Genomic DNA, 22307 nt, shown 5'->3' with positions numbered 1-22307 from the left:
AATTTATTTAAGCAGATTTTTCTTTACTCCCCCTGCTCCCTGCCCCCTGCCCCTCTGCCTGCATAGCGATTGGTTATTTTTTTAATTGGAAGTCCCTTCCCCTACTTCGGGAGAATTCCCATTGCTTTATGCGTCCTGCAAATTGGTAACTTAGGTAATGGGGTAGGGAGATTAGCTTATGAGAAAATGGAACGATCGCCAGCAATTACGTTATTTACTTTTTATGCTGACTACGGCGATAGTCTGGCAGTTTAGCAGTACGTTGACTTTGGCGCAGAATAAAAAGCCACAACCGCCTGATAAGTTTCCCCCTAGTCCGATAGAAAATATTCTTCCCGATCCATTACTAACACCTTTGGGCGATCCTAAAAAGTTGACTCCTGCACAACTCCAACAGCTAGAACCGCAACTTGAACAGTTAAATCAACAAGCTGCGGCGCAACTGGAATCTGGAGATACGAAAGCAGCTTTTGATACTTGGAACCGGGAATTACGCTTACGTCGTTTGTATGGTTCCTTAACTGAAGTGCAAGCATTATCAAGGGTGGGAGGAATTGCTTTTAGTCAAAATAATCGCGAACAGGTGCAATATGTTACCCAACGCTTGCAAGTGATTCAACAGCAAACTTTATCTCAGCCATTGATTGATTTAGAATTACTGCGATCGCTTGGTGCGGCTTATGAAAAAGTGCGATCGCCAAAACAAGCTTTAGAAGCTTACAATAACCTATTAACAGCAGTCAAGCAACAAAAAAATACCGCCGCCATTATCGACACCCTCAAAAGCATCGGGGAAGTACATCTCGGTTGGTTCGATTATCCCCAAGCCGCAGCCGCTTATCAAGAATTATTAGCTCTGGCGACTACCCAAGGCGATAAATTAAACGAGATAGCATACTTGCAACAGCTAGCTTATATTTACGAACAGGCGAAAAATCCCCAAGAATCTATCAATATTTTGAGTAAACTGGCAGAAATTTACACCAGTGATAATAATACAACTCAATTACCAAAATTAAAAATGGCGATCGCGGCAAATTATCAAGCATTAGCCAAGGAAAACCCAGCTTTATTACCAGAAGCCTTTAAAAATTATCAAGCAGCTTACACCACAGCTTGGGAACAGCAACAATATTTTGATGCGGGGGAAGCTTTACAACAGTTAATTGCCCTATACCGTTCTCAAGGACAAATCGAAGATGCTTTGCAAACCAGTCAAATTTTAATTGCAGCCCAAACTCAAGCTAGCAACTATTACGGCGTTATGCAAGCTTACGACCAAATGGGACAACTTTATGTACAACAAAAACAATATCCCCAAGCAATTACAGCCTTTCAAAAAGGTTTAGAAATAGCGCAACAACTCAAGTATGATGAAACTTACTTTACGCAACAAATTGAAAAAGTATCGAAAGGCAATTTGTAAGAGTTAAGGCAGAGGGCAGATGGCAGAAGGAAAGAAAATAAAGGATGTAGGTTGGGTTGAGGAACGAAACCCAACACTGCAAATTTCTGTAATTGTTGGGTTTCACTCCGTTCAACCCAACCTACTTGCTCTCATTTGTCATTTAATCGCCTACGTCACCTACATTTCAGATGGATTAATACACTTGAAATCTTCGCAACCTAAACGTTGAGTTACCATTGCTGATAGCTGTTGCGAAGCTTGCAGATCTAAATTTAATTGTTGCTGAATGCGATCGCAACTTTCACCCTGCACAATTCGCTTTGCTATTTGTTGGAACTGCAACCAAGTTAAATCACTGTCAACAAATGCTTTAGCCAGGGTAATTACCAACTCTTCATAGTCATTATCTTCGATTTTCGTCATCATCCGATGTTCTATTTGCAGGGAATCATCAAAACAGTAATACCAAGATTTTGGTTGTTGCTGGAGTACCATGTTAAATAAGTCCTGCTGTTTAGATAAACTCACAGCGCGATCGCTTTCACTAGCAACTATTAACATCGGTGCAGAAACAGTCTTTGCAGCTTGTTGTAATAAATCCTGTCCTAATTCCAGAAATATCCGCAAAGCAGGAATGCGAAAACCTTTATAGCCAAAATTCCCTGGTGCATCTTTATTAAACCATTCAAAATAAATTGGCAAAGTTTTAATCAACCCATCAAATAAAAAATTATGACTGCCTAAAAAAGGTGCAAATAATAGCGCCCGATTGATTTTCTCTGGATGTTCTAAAGCTAACCAACCCGCTAAAGTTCCCCCTGTTGATAATCCACCCACTATCACTTGTTGTCCTAAAGTTTGCGCAATTTGCAACCACTCCAGCACAAAATTTTGATAAGTCTCAATCTCCGTTGATAGTGGCGGTGGATTTTGACGATGCCAATTACCTGCAAGTCCGTGACCTGGTTGTAAAGGAATTAAAACATTGTATCCTTTGTTAAAGAAAGCTTTACCAATCGGTTCAAATTGGTATGGCCCGGCTGTAAAACCATGCAAGAACAAACAAACTTTAGAAGTAGTATGAGGATGCACAAAAAATTTAGAACGACAGGCTTCGTTCTGCAGCCCAACTTTAGACTCTAATTGCTGAAATTGCTCAAGTATTTCTCTTGTATTTTTAATATTATCTATCATAGTATCAGTTACGGTAATTATGCTGATATCTTTGAGGAATGTATCTCAAAGTTAGCAGCCACAACATCTAACTGATGTATTGATCGTACTCCGCCTAAAGACATATTAACAATTCAAAATAAACAAGAGGCTTCAATATTGATTTTTTTGTTTTTTTTCTCCGTCAACCCAGAGGCTTGAAACCATTTTTTGGATTGTAGATTTAGATTTAATGCAAAACTTTTACTGAGCTTGTCGAAGTATCCAAAATCTAAAATCCGCCCATTGTCTCGGACAACAAGTCAATTTATGACTGGCGAATGCGTTAAGACTCCTCGAATAATTCGCCAAATAATTCTCGTACTTTTTCTTTAGCAGTTTCTAGAGTCACTTTGCCTAAATCGGTAGCTTGGTAAAGTCTTCGGTTTTGTCGCCCTATTCGCTCCTCAACAGAATACAGGTATCCCTTGCGCTCCATATCGTGTAACATCGGGTAGAGTGTTCCCGCACTAAGTTTGTAACCGTGACGCGCCAATTCTTCAATAATACCTAGACCAAAAATTGGCTCCTTTACTGCATGATGCAGAATATGCAGCCGAATCAAACTTGAATAGAACTCTCTACCATCCATCACGCAAGGCTTTGGTAACAATCAGTTAAGATTTCATTTTCCCCTATATTGAGAGACTTTCAGAAAAGTTGGTAAATGGGCATGGGGCATTGGGCATTGGGCATGGGGCATGGGGCAGGGGTAAAATTGCTACTGTGTGGCAAGCTAGTTGGTAGTTTGGTTCATAAGGCAAGTAGTAAATGAGGTATGAGGTACGCACTTCGGGGTATGGCAGTGCGCATTGGTGTCAACTTAAGTTCAAACGCTTACCCCACAAGCCTTTTACCCCTCCCCTAACCCCTCCCCTTGCCAAGGGGAGGGGAAGTTTTGGCTTTAGACAAAACTGGGGTGGAGTAACGCGAAGCTTAATGGTAGGCGATGGAATTAAAAATCGAGTCTTGGCAAGGGTTTCGCCTTAAGTTGACACCTATGGGCAGTGTGATGCCCCTACAATTAGGGACTTCCAGAAAATAACTTACCCAATTTATTTAATGAGATTTTTCTTTACTCCCTATGCCCCATGACGCCACTTGCTTCAAGCCGGGAGACCCGTCCAACGCAGTGGCTCCCCCATGCGCCATGCCCTTGTACAATTGATCGTGATACATCAATGCTTTGGGCGTAAAGCTGGTGAATTTTTTTATTGGGTGTGCAGTTTGGGCTTATAAAGGATGGGTGGGGGAACTTTACCCCCAAGGTACTCGCACTGCTGAGTTTCTTTCTCTTTACAGTCGGCGGTTTACTACTGTTGAGGGTAACACCACTTTTTACGCTATCCCTAACCAGGAAACTGTCACTCGTTGGCGCACAGAAACGCCTGCAGGTTTTGAATTTTGTTTGAAATTACCGCGAATTATTACCCATGAGGGTTTATTACAACCTCAAATTCCGGCGGCTTTAAAATTTCTTGAGGGAATGCAAGTTTTAGGTGAGCGTTTAGGGCCGATATTTGCTCAATTACCACCAAGTTATGCACCTACATTAATGACAGATTTGGTGAGTTTTTTAGAAGCTTGGCCGCATAGTTTAGCACCTCTGGCTTTAGAAGTGCGCCATCGTGACTGGTTTACAGAACCCCACGCCAGTAATTTGACAGCTTTGTTAGAAAAGTTAAATGTGGGGAGAGTGTTGTTAGATTCACGCCCTATCTATACGGGAGATGACGATCCGCAGTTGCAATCGGAGCGACGCAAGCCGAAATTACCTGTACAATTTAGCGTGACTGCGCCTTTTACCCTAATTAGGTTTATTTCTCATCCAAATTTAGCTGTGAATCAACCTTTTATGGAAGAGTGGGTAACGCAGATTCAACAATGGTTGCAGGCGGGAGTGCGAATTTACTTCTTTGTTCATTGTCCGATAGAAGAGCGATCGCCTAACACTGCCCGTCATTTTCAAAATCTACTAGAACAGCATGGTGTCGCAGTTCCGCCTCTACCTTGGAATCACCTGGAACAACCACCAAACCAGTTAAGTTTATGGTGATTTTTCTGATTTAATATTAAGTTTTTTTATGCAATCTATCGAGATGCGCAAAATAAATTAGCATTTCCCCTAGCTAATTACAGCTATTTTCAGTAAACAGACCACGCTGTAGGGGCACGGCACCAGTAAAATTATTGCATGTACCAAAAGATTGTCGGTGCCGTGCCCCTACGACTACGACAGATGTGGTTTCAATAGATGAAAACTGCTGTCAGAAATTGCGATGAGATATTATACCAATATTTGACAATAAAGTAACAAATTTAAAGCAATTAACTTATATTAGATCGGCTTTTCAGAGTTATTAATTAATATTAAGGAATTCAATTCAGGATTTTTTGACTTTTGCAATATATCTCATGCTTGCTTATTTTCAATAAGATGGATAATGGTAGTTATACATTTTTGTGTTCCAACACTATTCTTTCTATTTTTCCAAAAAAAGGGGTGATAACCCCCTTTGCAAAAGGATGACATAGTTATATGTATCCTAACAGTAACTGGCAGAAAAATATCATCTGTTAGTATAGAAAGAATGCCAGCAAAACTCAGGGAGCAGTTACACCAAAGGAGGTTGAGATGAGTCGTCTTCTTTATGAAAACTCAGTGTCATATAAAGGATATCTCATCATTCCATTCGTTTTTGGTAAAGCCGATAATTACGAAATCTATTCCTATAAATTATTGGCAGAAATTGGAGATAAGAGCCAATTTCACAAAGCAGAGAATCCAGCAGGAATTTACGGCAGTAGCATCAGTAATATTATTGAGACTGCCAAGGAGCATATTAACAAAAATGCAGATTTCATCAATTGCGGGGATAGTTTTCAATCTCGCTATCTTTACCGCTACAATTTGATAATTATCTCTCAACAGGAGGGTAAATATTTTTACGATCATTACCCACCAGAGTTGCTGAATAATATTGCAGCACCAAAATTATTCAAATCCGAATTTGAATGCATCAATTGGATTAAACAAGGTCTAGAAGGTCAATATAAAGGAGTTGACCGCCAGTATATTAGACCAAGAGTAAATTAACAATACTCTTTAGGAAAATTCTATTGGCTGTTGACGGTTGACTGTTGACTGTTGACTGTTGACTGTTGACGGTTGACTGTTGACTGTTGACAGCCAAAATTGATATTTTTCACAACTGAGGATTATACAGAGATAAAGCATTTTCGCGTAAAATTGCTGTAGCGATCGCAAAAGCTTCGTCTCCTGTTAAATCCCCATCTTGAATTGCTTGTTCTAGTACTTCTTTTAATAACTGACGCCCCCATTTAGCGCCTAAATAATATAATTCGGGGATTGAATGAGCATCGGAAGAATACATTAATTTAGTAGTTGGCGTTAATTCCAGTAATTGTCCGATGGCTGCTCGCATTCCCGATACACTTAAAGAAGGTATTGCTAAACCAAAATCTAAATAAACTTGGGGATAGACAGCAGCTAAATATCCAGCTTCTTGCATGTAGGGATAAGAAGCGTGTAGTAATACCAATGGTGCATGACGATACTGGGGTTGTTCTAAAAGCGATCGCAAATTCAGAGGATTAGCTAAACGTAAATCTAAATCCGGATCGCCAAAGCCTGTATGTAACTGTACTGGTAAGCGATATTTCGCTGCAATTAATAAAGCTTGTTGTAACAAAAAATCAATCAGAGGTTTATCAACTAAGCGTAGTGGTTGATTATTTAGCTGTCGTTTAATTTCGTCAAAGCGAGATGCAGCAACTTCAAAAGTTACAGGTTGCACATTCAAGCCAGTACGATAACAAACAATACTCTTAAAGCCAATAACCCCCGATGGTGGCGGATCGATTTCGCTGTGAAATCTAGCGAGGAAAGAAGCAAAATCTTCGCTTTGGGGAATTAATTGTTCTGCTAGCACCTCCAACCGCAGAATTCTGCGGACACTAATCAATTTTTCATGCCAGGAGATAGGTAAAATACTTTCAGTTTCTAAACCATCATCGAGATAAATTGCTTCTAAATTTGCCGCTTGAAAATAAAGCTGGGTAAGCTTTTCTAAGCCTAAACTATCTCGTCGCGCTGCGATCGCACTTTCTGTAGCATCACATTCCAATAAAGCCGCTATTTCCCTCAGACTGCGCCGATAAAATAAAGTATGACGCGCATGATAATTAACTATTTCCTCGTCATATCCTTCTGTAAAAGCAGCCGCAAAAGGATAACGCGCCGCTACCTCCGGGCGTAACACATTATGGGCGTGTTGATCGATTAAAGGAATGTCAGCCAAATTCATCATAATTTGTCAGTTGTTAGAGACGCGATTAATCGCGTCTGTACAAAGGCTTTCAAATCTAATATCCCATGCCCAATGCCCCATGCCCAATGCCCATTACTTATGAATAAATACTGCTGTGCCTACTGATGCCCAATCAAATAACCATTTTGCATGATTTGGGGCAACATTTACGCAACCGTGACTGACGGGAGTACCAAATCTGCGATGCCAATAAGCACCGTGAATGCCGTAATTACCCTGATAAAACATGGCATAGGGAACGTTAGGCACATCGTAGTCTCTACCACGCATTCTAGTAGATTTCAGTTTGGTTTGAATTTTAAAAGTACCAACACGGGTAGGAGTAGATTTTTTACCTGTAGAAATAATAATTGCATAAACAGGCGTATTACCTTCCCAAGCAATTAGCTTTTGCTTTGTCAAATCTATTTGAATCCAACGTTTCTCAGATTTTTTGAGTGTCTCGATGCTTTGGCTAGTGGTATTATCTTTTGCATTGGCGGAAACTCCGCCCAGTCCTACATTTGCTACGCCTAATGTGAGGGATATACTGACAAGCATTATACCTAGACGGCGCATCAATTGACGATCAATTAAGCTTTTCATCGTAAATACACTTAATAGGAAGCTTAGGATAAAGTTTCTGTTTTTACCCTAAAGTATCCTAACTGTTGTATCAATTTTTGCACTTTTTCGCCAATCGCTAACCAATTGCCTTCGGTAACTAAATGCTTGGGAAATAATTGACTACTTAAACCGATGGCGATCGCACCTGCTTGTAAAAATTCTGGGGCATTATCGATATTAACTCCTCCCGTGGGGATTAAAGGAATTTCGCCTAATGGCCCTTGGAGGCTTTTGATATAATTAGCGCCACCCATTGCTTCCACGGGAAAGACTTTGACACAGCTAGCGCCATAATTCCAGGCGGTAACAATTTCTGTAGGCGACAGCGCACCGGGAATAATCGGTACATCTTGGGTTACTGCGGCTTTAATCATCGCTAAATCTACATGGGGTGTAAAGAGAAATTGCGCCCCAGAAGCGATCGCATCTTCTAACTGAGTGACGTTAAATAGAGTACCCGTACCAATTGTACAATGTGGTAATTCTTGACGCAGTTGGCTAATTAATTGCCCAGCGCGATCGCTATTCCAAGTAATCTCAATTAGCTGCATTCCCCCAGCTGCGACAGTCAAAGCCATTTGCTTTGCCAATTCTAACTTTGACGCCCGGATAACTGCGATCGCCCGGTGTTGTTGCAATTGTGATAACCAAACTAGATTAGACATTACAATTCAAAATTCAAAATTCAAAATTCAAAATTCAAAATTAACAAAGCTAGTACTCTGACAAGTTAACTTTGCTGGGGGCATCAAATTTTCTCGTTCTCTTCTTTTCCTCTTTCTTTGAGTACTTCGCGTCTTCGCGGTTCGTTTCTTTACCCCTTAAAGTTGGGTTGCCAGACTACTAGATATCATCAGGTTTTAGTAGTATACTTGTCGCATTATTTTTGCAAATTAGTATTAAATTAGGATTGCGATATATAACAATCCGTTTATTAGCCACAAATACTTATCTTCCTTGTCCCTCCGAAGTTCTGATCGCCGGAAGCCGGCGCTCAGACTTCTCTCCTTGTCTCCCTTGTCCTCCTTGTCCCTTTAAAATACAATGGCAGCAGAGATAGAGCGCAAATTTTTAATCAAAGGCGATCGCTGGAGACAGCTAGCTGAAGGTAGTCGATATGTTCAGGGATATATTTTGACAGCTAAACAAGCTACTGTTCGCGTTCGCATCGTTGGTAATCAAGGTTACTTGACAATTAAAGGGGCGACTGTCCAATATAGCAGATCGGAGTTTGAGTACCCTATCCCTGTAGAAGATGCGCAAGAAATGCTCGATACTTTATGCGATCGCCCTTTAATTGAGAAAACGCGCTACAAAATCGCATACAGTAATCTAATTTGGGAAATCGATGAATTTGAAGGTGTGAATAAAGGGCTAATAATTGCAGAAGTTGAACTCACTGATGAAAAACAACAAATTGAACTACCAGATTGGATTGGTGAAGAGGTTTCCGATAATCCCAAGTATTTCAACAGTAATTTAGTCAAACATCCTTTTTCACAATGGTAACTGTTGACGGTTGACGGTTGACGGTTGACTGTTGACTGTTGACTGTTGACTGAAAAGACAGATTTTTTGGGGAATAAATTTCTTTACCCATTAGCCATCCTCAAAATCTTGAGTCTACTTTAGTAGACTTGGGCTATTAGCCTGAGAATTCATTCTCAGGCGGATGACAAAGCTAAGACAGAGGCTATTTTTTGCTTCATTTGAACACTGCCATGCCCTCTAGAATATATCGATTTGCCGCCAACAATATTTAAATTGTTAGACAATTTTTTATATGAATTCATAGTCAGAACTTTAGTTTTTGATTGAAGGACTAAAGTTACAACATATTTCAGGTAAATGAGGTACGCGCTTCGGGGCATGGCAGTGCCAGTGCCCCTACAATCAATGATTATCTGTACCTCACCAACTGGCAATCTACTGTATGACTAGGAAATCCCTTTTGGCTGGCGAGAAATCTAAGATAAAGCCTGAATAAACTTTTCTACTTTTTCGAGCAATGGTTGATATTCGATTTGTTTAGCTAATTCCTGGGCGTTGTTGTAGCAAGAGAGAGCCAATTTTTTACGTCTTCTTTTAGCGTATAGGCTACCCATATTTAACAAAGTAGAACCTTCCCCTAAGCGATCGCCTAATTCTTGATAAATGGCTACAGCTTGTTTATAGCATTTCAGTGCTTGCCAATGATTTGCGACATTATTGTAGGCGAAACCAAGGTTATTGAGGGTTGTAGCTTCTCCGGCTCTATCTTTTAATGCTCTACGTGTTAATAGCACTTGATGGTAAATCAACAGTGCTTGTTTAGGTTGCCCTAAATCGCTATACATAGAAGCAATATTATTCATGGTGGTAGCTTCGCCAACTAAATTTTTGACGGCGCGTTGAATTGGTAACGCAGCTTCAAAATATTCTAGAGCTTGCTTATAATCACCTAAAGTACTGTAGGCAAAGCCAATTCCATTGAGTGTAGTGGCTTCACCAGAAAAATCTCCCAGCAAGCGCCGCATTCTTAAAATTTGGTGTTGCAGTAATAGCGATCGCTTTGGTTCTCCTAATTTGGTGTAAATCAACGCCACATCATTGAGTGTGGAGATTTCACCTTGAGGATCTTCTAATTTGCGGAAAATTTGCAGCGCACCTTCAAAATACTCTAGCGCGGGCGAAAACATGCCTAAGCGGCTGTAGGTAGAACCTAAATTGCTCATTGCTGTGGCTTCAGCTCGCAAATTGCCAAATTCCCGTGCCACTTCCAAAGCCTCAGTAAAACAATCTAATGCTCTTTGAGTTTGCCAGCAACCGAGGTGACCTAAACCTATGTCATTTAATGTATGACCTTCTCTGGCTCGATCGGGAATAATCCGAGCTAACTTGAGATTTTCGGTAGCTAGTGCGAGATATTCTTGAAATTCCCCCCGCTTATAATAGCGGCTTGCCCGATTGCGACGTTGTTCCCATTCGCTAACTGGATTTAAAGGTTGCGTCATCTGACCTCGGTTGCACTAAAGATAGATAGGCTGTGTTGATTGAGCGGATTGATTTGAGAATTAACCCCTCTCAAGTAATAATTCCCAAATTTAAGTTAACCATTATTCTCTATCTTTAGATATAAGACGTAAATAGAGGTGATATGGTATAATTACATACTTATTTTAGGTTCCTCAAAAAAGCCCTAGCTAAAAACCACAAATGCTTACAGGGCAAGGTTTATCAGAATTCATAGCAGTTCCCAGCTTTCAGGATTAAGAACCAGCAAAATATAATTGTTTTAAGTTGAATCTTGCTGTTATTTGGCGATCGCTCACAAATACTGTTGGCTATTTGTAATCTATAATACAGTCAAATATTTTATTGCTGAGTGTCCAAATTAACATAAAAATAAATTTTGCCGGGAATAAACTCAAGCAGGAACTTTCACAACTTTACCCAATTCTCATAACTTACAAATTCAATCTATCTATTTATATGCGTTTACCTATTTTTATAAGTGCAGGGTTATTACTTGCACTGAGCTTAAATGCGCCTGTGCTTTCTCTACCTGCAAATCCAGCACCGCAATCAGCAACAATTGCTAATTCACAGCTAAAGCAATTAACAGCGAACCGTCAGTTATGGAAAAAGCAAAACATTCGTAACTATCGGTATACATTTAGCCGCAGTTGCTTCTGCGCACCCAAAGCTAGCGGGCCGATTAGCGTCACGGTAAGAAAAGGACGTACAAGTTATCTAACTGATGCGACAGGTAAACCTGTAGAGCGAGAATTATTCCAACAATACGATACAGTGCCCAAGCTATTCAAGATCATTGAAGATGCGATCGCCAAAAAAGCATCTAACCTGACTGTACAGTACGATCCTAAATTGGGCTATCCCACCCAAATTAACATCGACTACAACAGTCAAATAGCTGATGAAGAAATCTATCTCACAGTCGAGAATTTGCAAAAAATTAAGAGATAAACTTCGTCCATTTTCAAAACTGGAGTAGTGCGGGCATCTTGCCCGCTACTACCACCAGGGAGCAAGATGCTCCCACTACGCATGAAAAACTATGGTTCTCAAATACGAATTACGAATTATTCTGACTTCTCCCATAAACTTTGATAGCCAGTCACAATCCGGCTACCATCCTTGAGGACATGGATTTCTATCTGATCGCTAGCCCAAGAAATTTTATCTTGGAACTCAGGATTAAAAATATGTACTCGTTGATTGCTAGAAGAAACGGGAGAAGTTGGCGAATGAATTGCTAAAGACTCGACAAAAGGCCCGTCAATCAAAATATCTAGCTGTTCTAATAAATCTTGCGCGCCTGGTGGAGCCGATTCCGATTGTAATAACTTCAGAGTAAATCCTGTAAAAGACATGACATTTAACCCAGCAGCTTTGAGCTTTTTAGCTAAAGCTGCTAATGCAGGTGCTTGCCAAAATGGTTCGCCACCAGAAAAAGTTACACCTGTATTTTTGGGGTTTTTGAGAATATTTTCTGCCAGAGTATCAACAGTAATTAATTGATTAATTTCAAATGGCCAAGAAGCCGTATTAAAACAACCAGGACATTCTCTGAGACAACCTTGTACCCAAACCACTGCACGACAACCAGGCCCGTTGACTTCTGATTCATCAACATAACCCATGATGTTTAAATGCTCAGGGGGAATTTCTATTAGTGGTAGCGATGGGCTGCTAGATTTTGTTTCCATCTCTTTCCTCCTTCAAAGCGTTAATAAAGTTAAGCCATAGCCGGGTAACTTACCGGGATATTGATGGCGTCATGAATTTGAGTAGCAAGAGCCGCCAGGATGTCATTGCTGACACATTTGAGGTTTTGCACCAGGTAAGGACTAGATGGGGCAATATTATTACCACGTGCTTCTAATTTCCTGACCAAAACGCGCGGACGGGAAGGCAGATTAATTTGAATTTCATCGGGTTTTAGACGCTGAATAATTTCGATATAATCCTCTACCATGTCGGGTGTCCAACGAGACAAAACCATTGTTTGAATAGCCAAATGTCCTGAGTATTCTTGCCGAAATTGCTCGATTCCCGCTAATATATCTGGTAGATTAATTGTCTCTACAGGACGATTAATTCGCTGCAATTGATTTGACGAAACTGCATCTAATTTTGCGGCTACTATATCTGCTACTTTTAACGCATTCCGAACTGTTGGATCGTGCAACATCGTACTATTAGTTAAAACTACTGTCGGTAGTCTAGTAATTTTCTTAACAACCCCAATAATTTTTTCTAAATTTAATGCTAGGGTAGGCTCGCCACTACCACTTAAAGTGACTACATCTACCCGATCTAAAGGTAATCTTGTGCGGAGATCGTCAACAATTTGCATTGTTGGCACAAAAACTTGGCGTTCCGCAGTACTGGCTTGAATTTTTCCCAGCTGACAATAAACACAGTTAAAAGAACAAGTAGATACCGAACAAATGGGATCGATCCCTAGCGATCGCCCAAATCGCCAAGAATTTACCGGGCCGTAAACTGTAGAATCATGGGGTTGTGGTTTAGATAAAGTTGTACTCATACTTGCCGCTTCCTAAAATCAAACATACACTGGTATCAAAAATCTATTTAAAATTTAGATTCACTACAAATTTATCTCCAGAATTTGAGGAACTTGTGAGGGTATGGGCATGGGGTATGGGGCATTGGGCATTGGGCATGGGGCATTGGGAATTTTGAATTATTTGTCTGCCTTTTCTGGCTTTGCCATCTTGATGCTGTCCCAGGGTTTTCTGTACTGCTAATTAGCTACTCGTGATGGCTATCAAATCTGGCTCGATGATGGGAAATTCACTAAACAATTGGTATGGCGAATAATAATCAGCAATTTACAATCTTGTTGGTAGATAGCAAGCCCGAAACCGGGATTTTTTTGGCAAATATTCTTGCTGCTCCAGATTATCAATTGCAAGAGGTAAATTCTGGGAATTTAGCTCTTACAGCAGCGCTTGCTTCTCCTCCTCAGATGATTTTGCTGGATGTTGTTTTGCCAGATATGCATAGTTATGAAGTCTGGCAACAGTTGCAATCTCATAAAGCAACTAAGTATATACCAGTAATTTTTCTGGGGTTTGATGCAGATTTAGTGAAGAAAATCCAGCCGAATAAAATAGATTTAGTTGATTTTATTGCCAAACCACTGCGGCGTGAAGAAGTTTTATTACGGCTACACAAACAATTAAATTTGCAAAAAGTTAAAGCTAGATTTCACGAACATCATCAGCAACTCATCCAAAGAAAACAGCAAGCCATCAAACAAAATCGGCATAATCAATCTATTTTAGATGCTACGAAAGTTGGGATATGCCTCACCGATGAAAATGGCTATTTTGTTGAAGTCAATCAGGATTATTGCCAGATGTATGGCTGGGAACGTGAGGAACTGATAGGACAACCATTTACAGTACATTATGGCAATTTAACATTTAGCGAAAAAGCCCATTTAATTCAGCAATATAAAAATTTTCTGGCTTTGAATACCCAACCAGAAAAACGGGAATTCACTATTACCCGTAAAGATGGTTCGCGGTTAAATGTCGAGATGATTCAGGCGATTTGTCAAAAGGATTATGGCAAATTTGTGGTGACAACGCTGATTGATATTAGCACCCATCAAGCAACACAAACTAGACAAAAGTCTCGCGAACGTTACTTAGCCGCCTTGGGACAAATTCAACACCAGTTATTAAGTTTTGATGGTAGCAATAAATACTACACAAAAATCGTAGAAATTCTCGGGCCAATCACTAAAGCTAGTCGTGTATATATTTATGAGCAGCGTCCAGGAATTGCGAGTAAGTTTGCAATTAGCCAATGTGGGGAATGGTGCGCTCCCGGAATTCCGCCGAAAATTCTCCATCCAACCCGCAAAACTGTGTCTGCTGAGGATTTTTCGCTGCGTTGGGCGACTTTATTAACTCAAGGAGAAGCGATCGCGGAAATTGTCACTGAATGTCCAGACTTAGAACGGGGAAAGTTAGAACTGCAAGGCGTTTTCGCGATTTTGATGTTACCGATAATTGTTAACGGTGAATTTGTTGGCTTGATTGGCTTTGATAACTGTGTAGAAGTTCGCGGTTGGGAAACTGGGGAAATCTCGATATTACAAGCAATCGCCAATGCGATCGCCATTGCTCACCAACGTAAACAAGCCGAAGATAACTTAAAAGCCCAAATCATCCAACTTCAGCAAGAAATTAGCGTCAGCGAAGCTTCCCGCAAAGCGCGTCTCGTCGCTCTCAAATCTAGCGAAGGTAAATATCGTCAGCTAGTTGAGACATCCCAAGATATGATTTGGTCTGTGGATGTGGATGGTGTGATTAATTTTGTCAATCCAGCTGTTAAACAGTTTTTTGGTTACGAACCGGAACAGATGATTGGGCGTAACTTTACGGATTTTATTTTGCCAGAGCAAGTGGCACTGATTCAACAAAAGTTCGCCAGTCTCTTGCGCGGAGAGTCTATTTTTCACGAGGAAGTTAGCTGTTTTGCCCAAGACGGGAGCATTTTATATTTAACAATTAATGCGATCGCTGTCCAAAATCATGATGACGATGTTGTAGGCATCACTGGTACAGCTAGTAATATTACTGATCGAAAACGTGCTGAACAAGCACTGCATACCAGCGCCCTTAAACTTTTGCAGCATAACTTAGTGTTAACAGAGTTAGCTAAAAATCAAGTGCTGTATCAAGAAGACTTGAAAGCGGCTGTGAGAGAAATTACCGAAGTCGGTGTGAGAAATCTGGAAGTAGAACGCGCTAGCGTTTGGCTGTATGGGGAAAACGATAATATTTTGCAATGTGTAGATTTATTTACCCACAGTCAACAGCAACATAGTCAAGGAAATTCCCTGTGCGCCACAGATTATCCCCATTATTTTCAAGCTTTGCACTCAGATCCGATTATTGTTGCCCATGAAGCAGCTACAGATCCGCGCACCAAAGAATTTTTAGATGCTTACCTGACGCCATTTAACATCACTTCCATGCTGAATACACCAATCAGACTAGGAGGTAAAACTGTTGGCGTTTTATGCTTAGAAGCAGTGGCAATTCCCCATCATTGGACATTAGAAGACCAAAATTTTGCCCGTTCTTTAGGTAATTTAGTTTCTTTAGCTCTAGAAGCCAGGGAACGCCGCCGTGCAGAAGCAGCTAGGCGCATGTCCGAAGAGAAATTAGGCTCGGCTTTGCGCTCCTCTCCCGATCCGATTAGCCTCAGTACATTTCCTGAGATGCGCTATATCGAAGTTAACGATAGTTTCTGTACATTTTTTGGCTATTCTCGCTCTCAGGTAATCGGACATACCAGTGCAGAATTAGGAATTTGGGCGAATCCCGAAGAGTCTAATTTTCTGCGCCAAATGTTAGAACAAACAAAAGTACTCCGCAACCATGAAGTAGATATTCGCACTGCCAGTGGGGAAATTAAGACAACGCTGTTAAGTGCGGAAATGAGTGAAATTGATGGACAAAAGTACATCCTGGGTACAGCCAAAGACATCACTGAGCGCAAGCAAGCAGAAAACGAAAGTCGGTTGTTGCTGTTGACAACTCAAGCTATGACGCGTGCCATTGATGTTAACAGCGCTTTATCTATGGTTTTACGTCTAATTTGCCAAAATATCGACTGGGACTTTGGCGAAGCCTGGATACCCAGCGATGATGGCGCGATTTTAGAACATAGTTTAGGCTGGTATGGCGATCGCAACAATTTAGAAGAATTTTGCTTAGAAAGTAAAAGCCTAAAATTAGCTTTAGGCGAAGGTTTACCGGGGAGAGTTTGGCAAAGCAAGCAGCCAGAATGGATTGAGGATATTTCTCGTGTTGCCCAACCGATTTTTTTGCGATCGCCCCAAGCAACTAACATAGGATTAAAAGCTGTCTTTGGCGTACCGATTATCGCCGCTAACAAAGTCTTAGCCGTGTTAGTCTTCTTTAAAAGCAGCGCCATGTCAGTGGATAAGCGGTTGTTATTGTTAGTCGGTGCGGTAGCTTCCCAATTAGGCGGATTAATTCAACGCAAACAAGTAGAAGCAGCCCATAGAAAAAGCGAAGAACGTTTACAGTTAGCCTTAGAAGCTAGCGATTTGGGTTTGTGGGATTGGGATTTTACCAGTGGGAGAATCTACCGAGATTGGCGCTGGAAAAAAATGCTCGGTTATACAGAAGATGAAATTGAAGAAAATCAACAAGCTTTTGAAGAATTAGTTCATCCCGAAGATTTAGCCGCAGTACAATCAGCTTTAGAAAACCATCTTCAAGGTGCTACTTCCGTTTATGAAGCAGAATTTCGGATGCGTTGTTCCTCCGGGATTTGGAAGTGGATTCAAACTCGCGCCCAAATTTTTGAACGCGACGAACAAGGCGTACCCCTGCGGATCACAGGTACTCACAAAGATATTACCGAACGCAAAACCTTAGAAAGAGAAATCGCCCTTAGAGAAGCACGCCTCAACGCCTTTTTCTCTGGTGCGCCTGTGGGGATGGATATTTTAGATAAACAACTGCGGTTTGTACAAATTAATGAATTAATGGCAGAAATTCACGGAAAACCGCAAAAAAACCACATTGGCAGAACTATATATGAAGTTGTGCCCCAAATGGCTCCGTTTGTTGCCCCATTTTACAAACAAGTACTACTCACCGGTCAAGCAATTCTCAATTTAGAAGTCAGTATTCCCTCAACGAAAAAACCAGAGATTGTGCGTCACTTTTTGGTTTCTTATTTTCCCATTCCCGGCGAAGACGATCGCCCCTTGGGTGTGGGAACGGTAATGGTAGAAATTAGCGATCGCAAATATGCAGAACAAAAACTGCGGTTAGCCAACGAACGCTTACAATATCTGCTGACTTCTAGCCCTGTAGTTATCTATAGCAGCAAAATCTCCGGGGATTTTGGGCATACATTTATGAGTGAGAACGTGAAAACCATGCTTGGCTATGAAGCGCGGGAATTTCTCGAAAATCCCAATTTTTGGTTGCGTCACGTTCATCCAGAAGATGTTGAGTATATCTTGAGCAAATTTTCTCTGTTATTTGAGCAAGAATACAGTTCCTATGAATATCGCTTTTTACATGCTGATGGTACATATCATTGGTTATACGAGCAAGTCAGGTTAATTCGCGATGAAGCCGGAAAGCCGATAGAATGTGTTGGTTACTGGGCAGATGTAAATGCGCGAAAATTAGCAGAATTAGCCTTGCAAGCCAGCCAACAACGCTATCAACTCTTAGCTGAAGCCTCACCAGCTTGTATTTTTCACACCGATGTTGATGGCAATGTTTTATATTTAAATCAACGCTGGACGGAAATTACTGGACTTTCCTTAGCCGAATCTCTGCGCAAAGCTTGGACAAAAGCCATACATCCTGAGGATCGGCGGCGCGTTGTCGGCAAATGGAAGCAAGCCAGAGCCGCTAAAACTGGGTATAAATTAGAATATCGAATTTTACGCACAAATGGGGCGATTGTCTGGGTATTATCCCAATGTTTGCCAGAAATTGGCGATGATGGCGAAATTAAAGGTTATATCGGTACAGTGACAGATATTACCGAAAGAAAACTTGCAGAAGAAGCCTTAAAAGAAAGCGCAGAACGCGAAAAAGCGATCGCCCAAGTAATTCAAAGAATGCGTCAAACCTTGGATTTAGAGACAATATTTGCCGCTACCACCCAAGAATTGCGCCAAGTGTTAGATTGCGATCGCGTCGCTGTTTACCGTTGCGATTTAGAAGGTAATGGGGAATTTGTCTCTGAATCCGTAGAAAATGGTTGGATTTCCTTAATTGAACTCCAAACCAACCACCCCAATCTTAAACTAGAGAGCGATCGGGGGATGATGACATTATTAATGAATGCAGATATCCTACCCAATACCGATTTATCCACAGAACAAAACCTGACTTATCAATGTGTAGAGGATATTCATAATGCTGGATTTACACCAGAAATCATTAATTTATTAGAGCGTTTTCAAGCCAAAGCTTATATTACAGTACCCATATTATGCGGCGATCAACTTTGGGGATTATTAACAAGTTATCAAAATTCTCACCCCCGCCAATGGAAAACCGAAGAAATTAATATTGCTGTGCAAATTGGTAATCAATTAGGAGTTGCTTTACAGCAAGTACAACTATTAGCCCAAACCCAAAGTCAATCACAAGCATTACAAGCAGCCGTTGTTGCTGCTGATGCAGCCAATCGTGCTAAAAGCGAATTTCTCGCTAACATGAGTCATGAATTGCGCACCCCCCTCAACGCCATTTTAGGTTTCACGCAAATCATGAGCCGTGAAAATTCTTTATCTCACGAACATCAGCAACATTTAGCCATTATTAATCGTGCAGGCGAACATTTATTGAGCTTAATTAATGACATTTTAGAAATGTCAAAAATTGAAGCCGGGAGAAGCACTTTAAATATTAGCAGTTTCAACTTAATCAACCTGTTAAACAGCTTAGAAAAAATGTTGCATTTGCGTGCAGCTGCTAAAAACCTAGAGTTAATATTTGAATATGCCCCTAATATTCCCCAATACGTACAAACCGATGAAAGTAAATTGCTGCAAGTTCTCCTTAATCTCTTAGGTAATGCTATCAAGTTTACTCATCAAGGCAGCGTCATCTTACGAGTTTATAGTACATCTTTAGAACCAGCAGAAAATCCCCCTCACCCCTCCCATATCTTCTTTGAAGTCGAAGATACCGGACTCGGTATTGCACCCCAAGAAATCAACTTATTATTTGAAGCCTTTGGACAAACTGAAACCGGGAGAAAATCCCAACAAGGAACCGGATTAGGGTTAGCAATTAGCCGAAAATATGTAGAAATGATGGGCGGAGATATTACTGTTACCAGTATTTTAGGTGAAGGTAGTAAATTTACCTTTGATATTGAAATTCATCCCGCCTCAGCCAGCGAAATTCAGCCTCAACCAACAAAATCTTTAGTCATTGGTTTAGAACCGCCCCACAAAGAATATCGCATTTTAGTAGTTGACGATGCCGCCGAAAGCCGTCTTGTATTAGTGCAACTACTTACATCTATTGGTTTTAGAGTATGGGAAGCTACAAATGGCGAAGAAGCGATCGCACTTTGGCAAGAATACCAACCCCAGCTAATTTTAATGGATATGCGAATGCCCGTCATGGATGGTTATGAAGCCACAAGAGTCATTAAAGCTACTGAATCTCAAAATCCCCAAGCCGAACAGCAGACAATTATTATTGCCTTAACCGCCAACGCTTTTGAAGAACAACGAGCCGCCATAATCCAAGCCGGTTGTGATGACTTAATTAACAAACCATTCCGCGAAGAAATTCTCCTAGAAAAACTTAGCCAATATTTACGAGTCAAATATCTTTATCAACAAGAAAACCATCAATTAACAACAGCAAGGCAAACATCAGCGCAAATGCTACCACCTGCTGATTTAATTCCTTTATTGTCGCAAATGTCAACTGCATGGTTAAAAGAACTTTACCATGCCGCCGCTCAATGTAGTGACGATATGATTTTAAATTTGCTCAATCAAATTACCTCAGATAACGATGAATTGAAAAACTATCTTAGTGACTTAGCAAATAACTTCCAATTTGAGAGAATCATGGAGTTAACAGAGAAAGTAGATATCCAAGATGGCTAATTACAAATTTTTAACAACTTGGGAGATTGAAGCACCTATTACACAAGTTTGGGATGTCATTAACCATTCCGAACAATGGACATTCGTGGTAATGCATCCTACTGGATTGACACAGATCAAATGATGCAAAAAAAATTGTAGGTTGGGTTGAGGAACGAAACCCAACATTTATCCGGGTGTTGGGTTGGCAAGTTTTATTTAGCTATGAAAAACTGTATTTTAGGAAGCAGTTGGACATTGAAACTCTAAAAATTGAAGGGTTATATACTAATGCGGTAGTATCAACGCCAAATGTAATTTTTGACAATATACCTATAGAAAAATTATCTTTATATGAAATTAAAGAACGAGATGTTATAGAATACAGAAGAATTAAAAATGCTGTATTCAAAAAGCACACAGATGCAAAAGGTTTTATAACTTGTGCAATCAGTGGAGTCAAAAGCCAAATGCGAAGAGATTTCCAAATTGATCACGTTAAACCTATGTCTCAAGGTGGTTTAACCACTATAGATAATCTGCAAGTTTTAACCCGAAAAGCTCACATAGAGAAAACTCGCAAAGAAAACAAAAAGAAATAGCCTTTTCAAAATAAGGGTTAGTCATGGAAATACCACCTTACCCTTTGGATATACAGCAAATTACCAGATGGTGAGATACAGATTATCGTTGATTGTAGGGGCACTGGCACTGCCATGCCCCGAAGCGCGTACTGTTCTGTTCCTGCTTCCATCTCACCCGCCGCTTGTGTCCTAATTGATTAAAACCCAACATGATATGAGTTAAGCTCATCCCCTACAAGTCAATGGCATTTCGCTGGCATAAGGCATTTGTGGCTTTTCCATGCCCCATGCCCCATGCCCCATGCCCCATGCCCTAAGTCGGCGGGCGGAGGTTCATCCCACCCCATCAAGGAGTAAGCTTTCCCGCCGACTTTCTGTAAATGCTGGGCTTCACTCAACTTAACTAGCTGGATTATTGGGTGGTAATTGTTCTGGCGGTGCTTCTGCTGGGGGAGCAAGTACCGCATCCGGTGCAATTTCTTCCACAGGAATTGGTTCTTTGTTCTCAGTTTCAGAATTTGCTTGTGCCGCTTCCACTAATTCCGGCGATGGGGGATTTGGCGGAATCACTTCTGGTAAAGTTTCAGTTGTCGCTGCTGCTTCTGTAGTAGTAACTACCTCATCAGTTGGCGTTTCTGCTATGGTAGTTTCCGGCTCGGTAGTAGTAGCTACATCTTCTACTGGCGTTGCTGTGACAGCAGTAGTGTTATCAATAATCTCTACAGTCGGTAAAACTGTGCTAGCAGTAGATGTTTTTGTAGTAGTTGGTTTTGGCGGTGCTTTTTTCGGAGTCTTTTGAAATTTATCTTTCACTCCCGTCAAGGTGTTACTAACACCCTTTTGCAACTGACCTAATCTATCTGTTAAAGACAACTTAGTCACCTGTTGCTGAATTGAAGTTTTTACCGCATCTGAACTGGGTACTGGTGTTTGTTGTAGCTTTGGCGTGACTTGGCGACGTAAAGAGAGAGTTTGCCCACCAAACCAACCCAAAAGTGCAACACTAGCTACATGACCCAGCAAAAGGCCACCATTAATACGCTGTGCAAAAACCCATAATATCAGTGCGTAAAACAGCCCTACACCACTCCAAATAAAATCATTCTTGCGATGGATTTCTGGAAAAAAGAAAGCTGCTAAGTAAATGGTTAAGCTCCCAAGGCCCACCGCTAAAGCTAGGACATATGCCAGCATTATTTGGTAACTCCTGAATGTGTCATTTTGACTAGGGATTAAGAGTTAGAGGTTAAGGGTTCAAGGTCAGAAAATACTCAAGTCCCTAGTCCCTAATGTCTAGCTCCTAGCCCCTGGAATTGGATATTTTAATTTTGCAAATTTTACAAGTTAATTGTTGATTTAGATACAAATTAAAACTAAATATCTATGTTAGCTGTGTATTTCTGCCGCCAAAATAAATTCTTTCTTAATGTCTTCTTTAGGAGAGAAGCGAAAATATCGGACTACCCTAAAGATAAAAGGATCTG

At 40.7% G+C, this 22307-nt stretch carries 17 protein-coding genes; 8 read left to right on the top strand and 9 right to left on the bottom strand.

The features are described 5' to 3' along the window. Positions 1-178 precede the first annotated feature (178 nt). Positions 179-1426 carry a tetratricopeptide repeat protein gene (locus H6G08_RS26790; RefSeq protein ID WP_190548608.1) on the top strand — a complete coding sequence of 416 codons (1248 nt, stop codon included), beginning with the start codon at positions 179-181 and terminating at the stop codon, positions 1424-1426. Between the two features lie 159 nt (positions 1427-1585). Here H6G08_RS26790 and H6G08_RS26785 read toward each other — a convergent pair whose 3' ends face one another. Beyond that, positions 1586-2602, bottom strand: coding sequence for an alpha/beta hydrolase (locus H6G08_RS26785; RefSeq protein WP_190548606.1), 1017 nt, complete (start codon positions 2600-2602; stop codon positions 1586-1588). A 304-nt stretch (positions 2603-2906) separates the two neighbouring features. Beyond that, complete coding sequence (locus tag H6G08_RS26780) at positions 2907-3233, bottom strand: PadR family transcriptional regulator (RefSeq protein ID WP_242046278.1); 327 nt, start codon at positions 3231-3233, stop codon at positions 2907-2909. A 588-nt stretch (positions 3234-3821) separates the two neighbouring features. Between H6G08_RS26780 and H6G08_RS26775 the strand changes: the two genes are divergently transcribed. After that, positions 3822-4676, top strand: a complete 855-nt coding sequence (locus tag H6G08_RS26775) for a DUF72 domain-containing protein (RefSeq protein WP_190548604.1) — start codon at positions 3822-3824, stop codon at positions 4674-4676. Positions 4677-5255: 579 nt separating this feature from the next. Continuing rightward, on the top strand, positions 5256-5717 hold the full coding sequence (locus tag H6G08_RS26770) for a hypothetical protein (RefSeq protein WP_190548602.1): 462 nt from the start codon (positions 5256-5258) through the stop codon (positions 5715-5717). A 109-nt stretch (positions 5718-5826) separates the two neighbouring features. Here the strand turns inward: H6G08_RS26770 and H6G08_RS26765 are convergent, their stop codons facing one another. The 3 genes from H6G08_RS26765 to H6G08_RS26755 all read right to left on the bottom strand — a co-directional run bounded on the left by H6G08_RS26765 (position 5827) and on the right by H6G08_RS26755 (position 8243). Continuing rightward, positions 5827-6951: an amidohydrolase family protein gene (locus H6G08_RS26765; protein WP_242046277.1), complete on the bottom strand. Its 1125-nt coding sequence runs from the start codon at positions 6949-6951 to the stop codon at positions 5827-5829. Between the two features lie 93 nt (positions 6952-7044). Then, on the bottom strand, positions 7045-7557 hold the full coding sequence (locus tag H6G08_RS26760; RefSeq protein ID WP_190548600.1) for a L,D-transpeptidase: 513 nt from the start codon (positions 7555-7557) through the stop codon (positions 7045-7047). 23 nt (positions 7558-7580) lie between these two features. Then, on the bottom strand, positions 7581-8243 hold the full coding sequence (locus H6G08_RS26755; protein ID WP_190548598.1) for a bifunctional 4-hydroxy-2-oxoglutarate aldolase/2-dehydro-3-deoxy-phosphogluconate aldolase: 663 nt from the start codon (positions 8241-8243) through the stop codon (positions 7581-7583). A gap of 379 nt (positions 8244-8622) precedes the next feature. Between H6G08_RS26755 and H6G08_RS26750 the strand changes: the two genes are divergently transcribed. Next, complete coding sequence (locus tag H6G08_RS26750; protein WP_190548597.1) at positions 8623-9087, top strand: CYTH domain-containing protein; 465 nt, start codon at positions 8623-8625, stop codon at positions 9085-9087. Positions 9088-9545: 458 nt separating this feature from the next. On the opposite strand, the gene H6G08_RS26745 is transcribed toward H6G08_RS26750, so the two are convergent. After that, complete coding sequence (locus H6G08_RS26745; protein ID WP_190548595.1) at positions 9546-10571, bottom strand: tetratricopeptide repeat protein; 1026 nt, start codon at positions 10569-10571, stop codon at positions 9546-9548. Positions 10572-11049: 478 nt separating this feature from the next. Here H6G08_RS26745 and H6G08_RS26740 point away from each other — a divergent pair, with 478 nt between their 5' ends. Then, complete coding sequence (locus H6G08_RS26740) at positions 11050-11544, top strand: DUF6174 domain-containing protein (RefSeq protein WP_190548594.1); 495 nt, start codon at positions 11050-11052, stop codon at positions 11542-11544. Positions 11545-11660: 116 nt separating this feature from the next. Here H6G08_RS26740 and H6G08_RS26735 read toward each other — a convergent pair whose 3' ends face one another. Continuing rightward, a complete protein-coding gene (locus tag H6G08_RS26735) occupies positions 11661-12287 on the bottom strand; it encodes a 4Fe-4S single cluster domain-containing protein (RefSeq protein ID WP_190548592.1) in 627 nt (208 codons plus the stop codon). A 29-nt stretch (positions 12288-12316) separates the two neighbouring features. Further along, positions 12317-13129, bottom strand: coding sequence for a radical SAM protein (locus tag H6G08_RS26730; RefSeq protein ID WP_190548590.1), 813 nt, complete (start codon positions 13127-13129; stop codon positions 12317-12319). 285 nt (positions 13130-13414) lie between these two features. On the opposite strand from H6G08_RS26730, the gene H6G08_RS26725 reads away from it, so the two are divergent. The 3 genes from H6G08_RS26725 to H6G08_RS26720 are packed head-to-tail and all read left to right on the top strand — an operon-like array spanning position 13415 to position 20841. After that, the gene (locus tag H6G08_RS26725) at positions 13415-20260 is read left to right on the top strand and encodes a PAS domain S-box protein (RefSeq protein WP_190548588.1); all 6846 of its coding nucleotides are present in this window, start codon (positions 13415-13417) and stop codon (positions 20258-20260) included. Beyond that, a complete protein-coding gene (locus H6G08_RS38340) occupies positions 20253-20384 on the top strand; it encodes a hypothetical protein (protein WP_277877818.1) in 132 nt (43 codons plus the stop codon). Before H6G08_RS26725 ends, H6G08_RS38340 begins: the two co-directional genes overlap by 8 nt. A 52-nt stretch (positions 20385-20436) precedes the next feature. Then, positions 20437-20841, top strand: a complete 405-nt coding sequence (locus H6G08_RS26720) for an HNH endonuclease signature motif containing protein (RefSeq protein ID WP_190548586.1) — start codon at positions 20437-20439, stop codon at positions 20839-20841. Positions 20842-21222: 381 nt separating this feature from the next. On the opposite strand, the gene H6G08_RS26715 is transcribed toward H6G08_RS26720, so the two are convergent. Then, positions 21223-22017: a Ycf66 family protein gene (locus H6G08_RS26715; RefSeq protein ID WP_190548584.1), complete on the bottom strand. Its 795-nt coding sequence runs from the start codon at positions 22015-22017 to the stop codon at positions 21223-21225. Positions 22018-22307 lie beyond the last annotated feature (290 nt).

The sequence above is a fragment of the Calothrix anomala FACHB-343 genome (assembly GCF_014696435.1).
GTDB lineage: Bacteria > Cyanobacteriota > Cyanobacteriia > Cyanobacteriales > Nostocaceae > Aulosira > Aulosira anomala_A.
The sequence above is the reverse complement of the archived record's forward strand: the minus strand, read 5'-3'. Positions and strand labels throughout refer to the sequence as shown.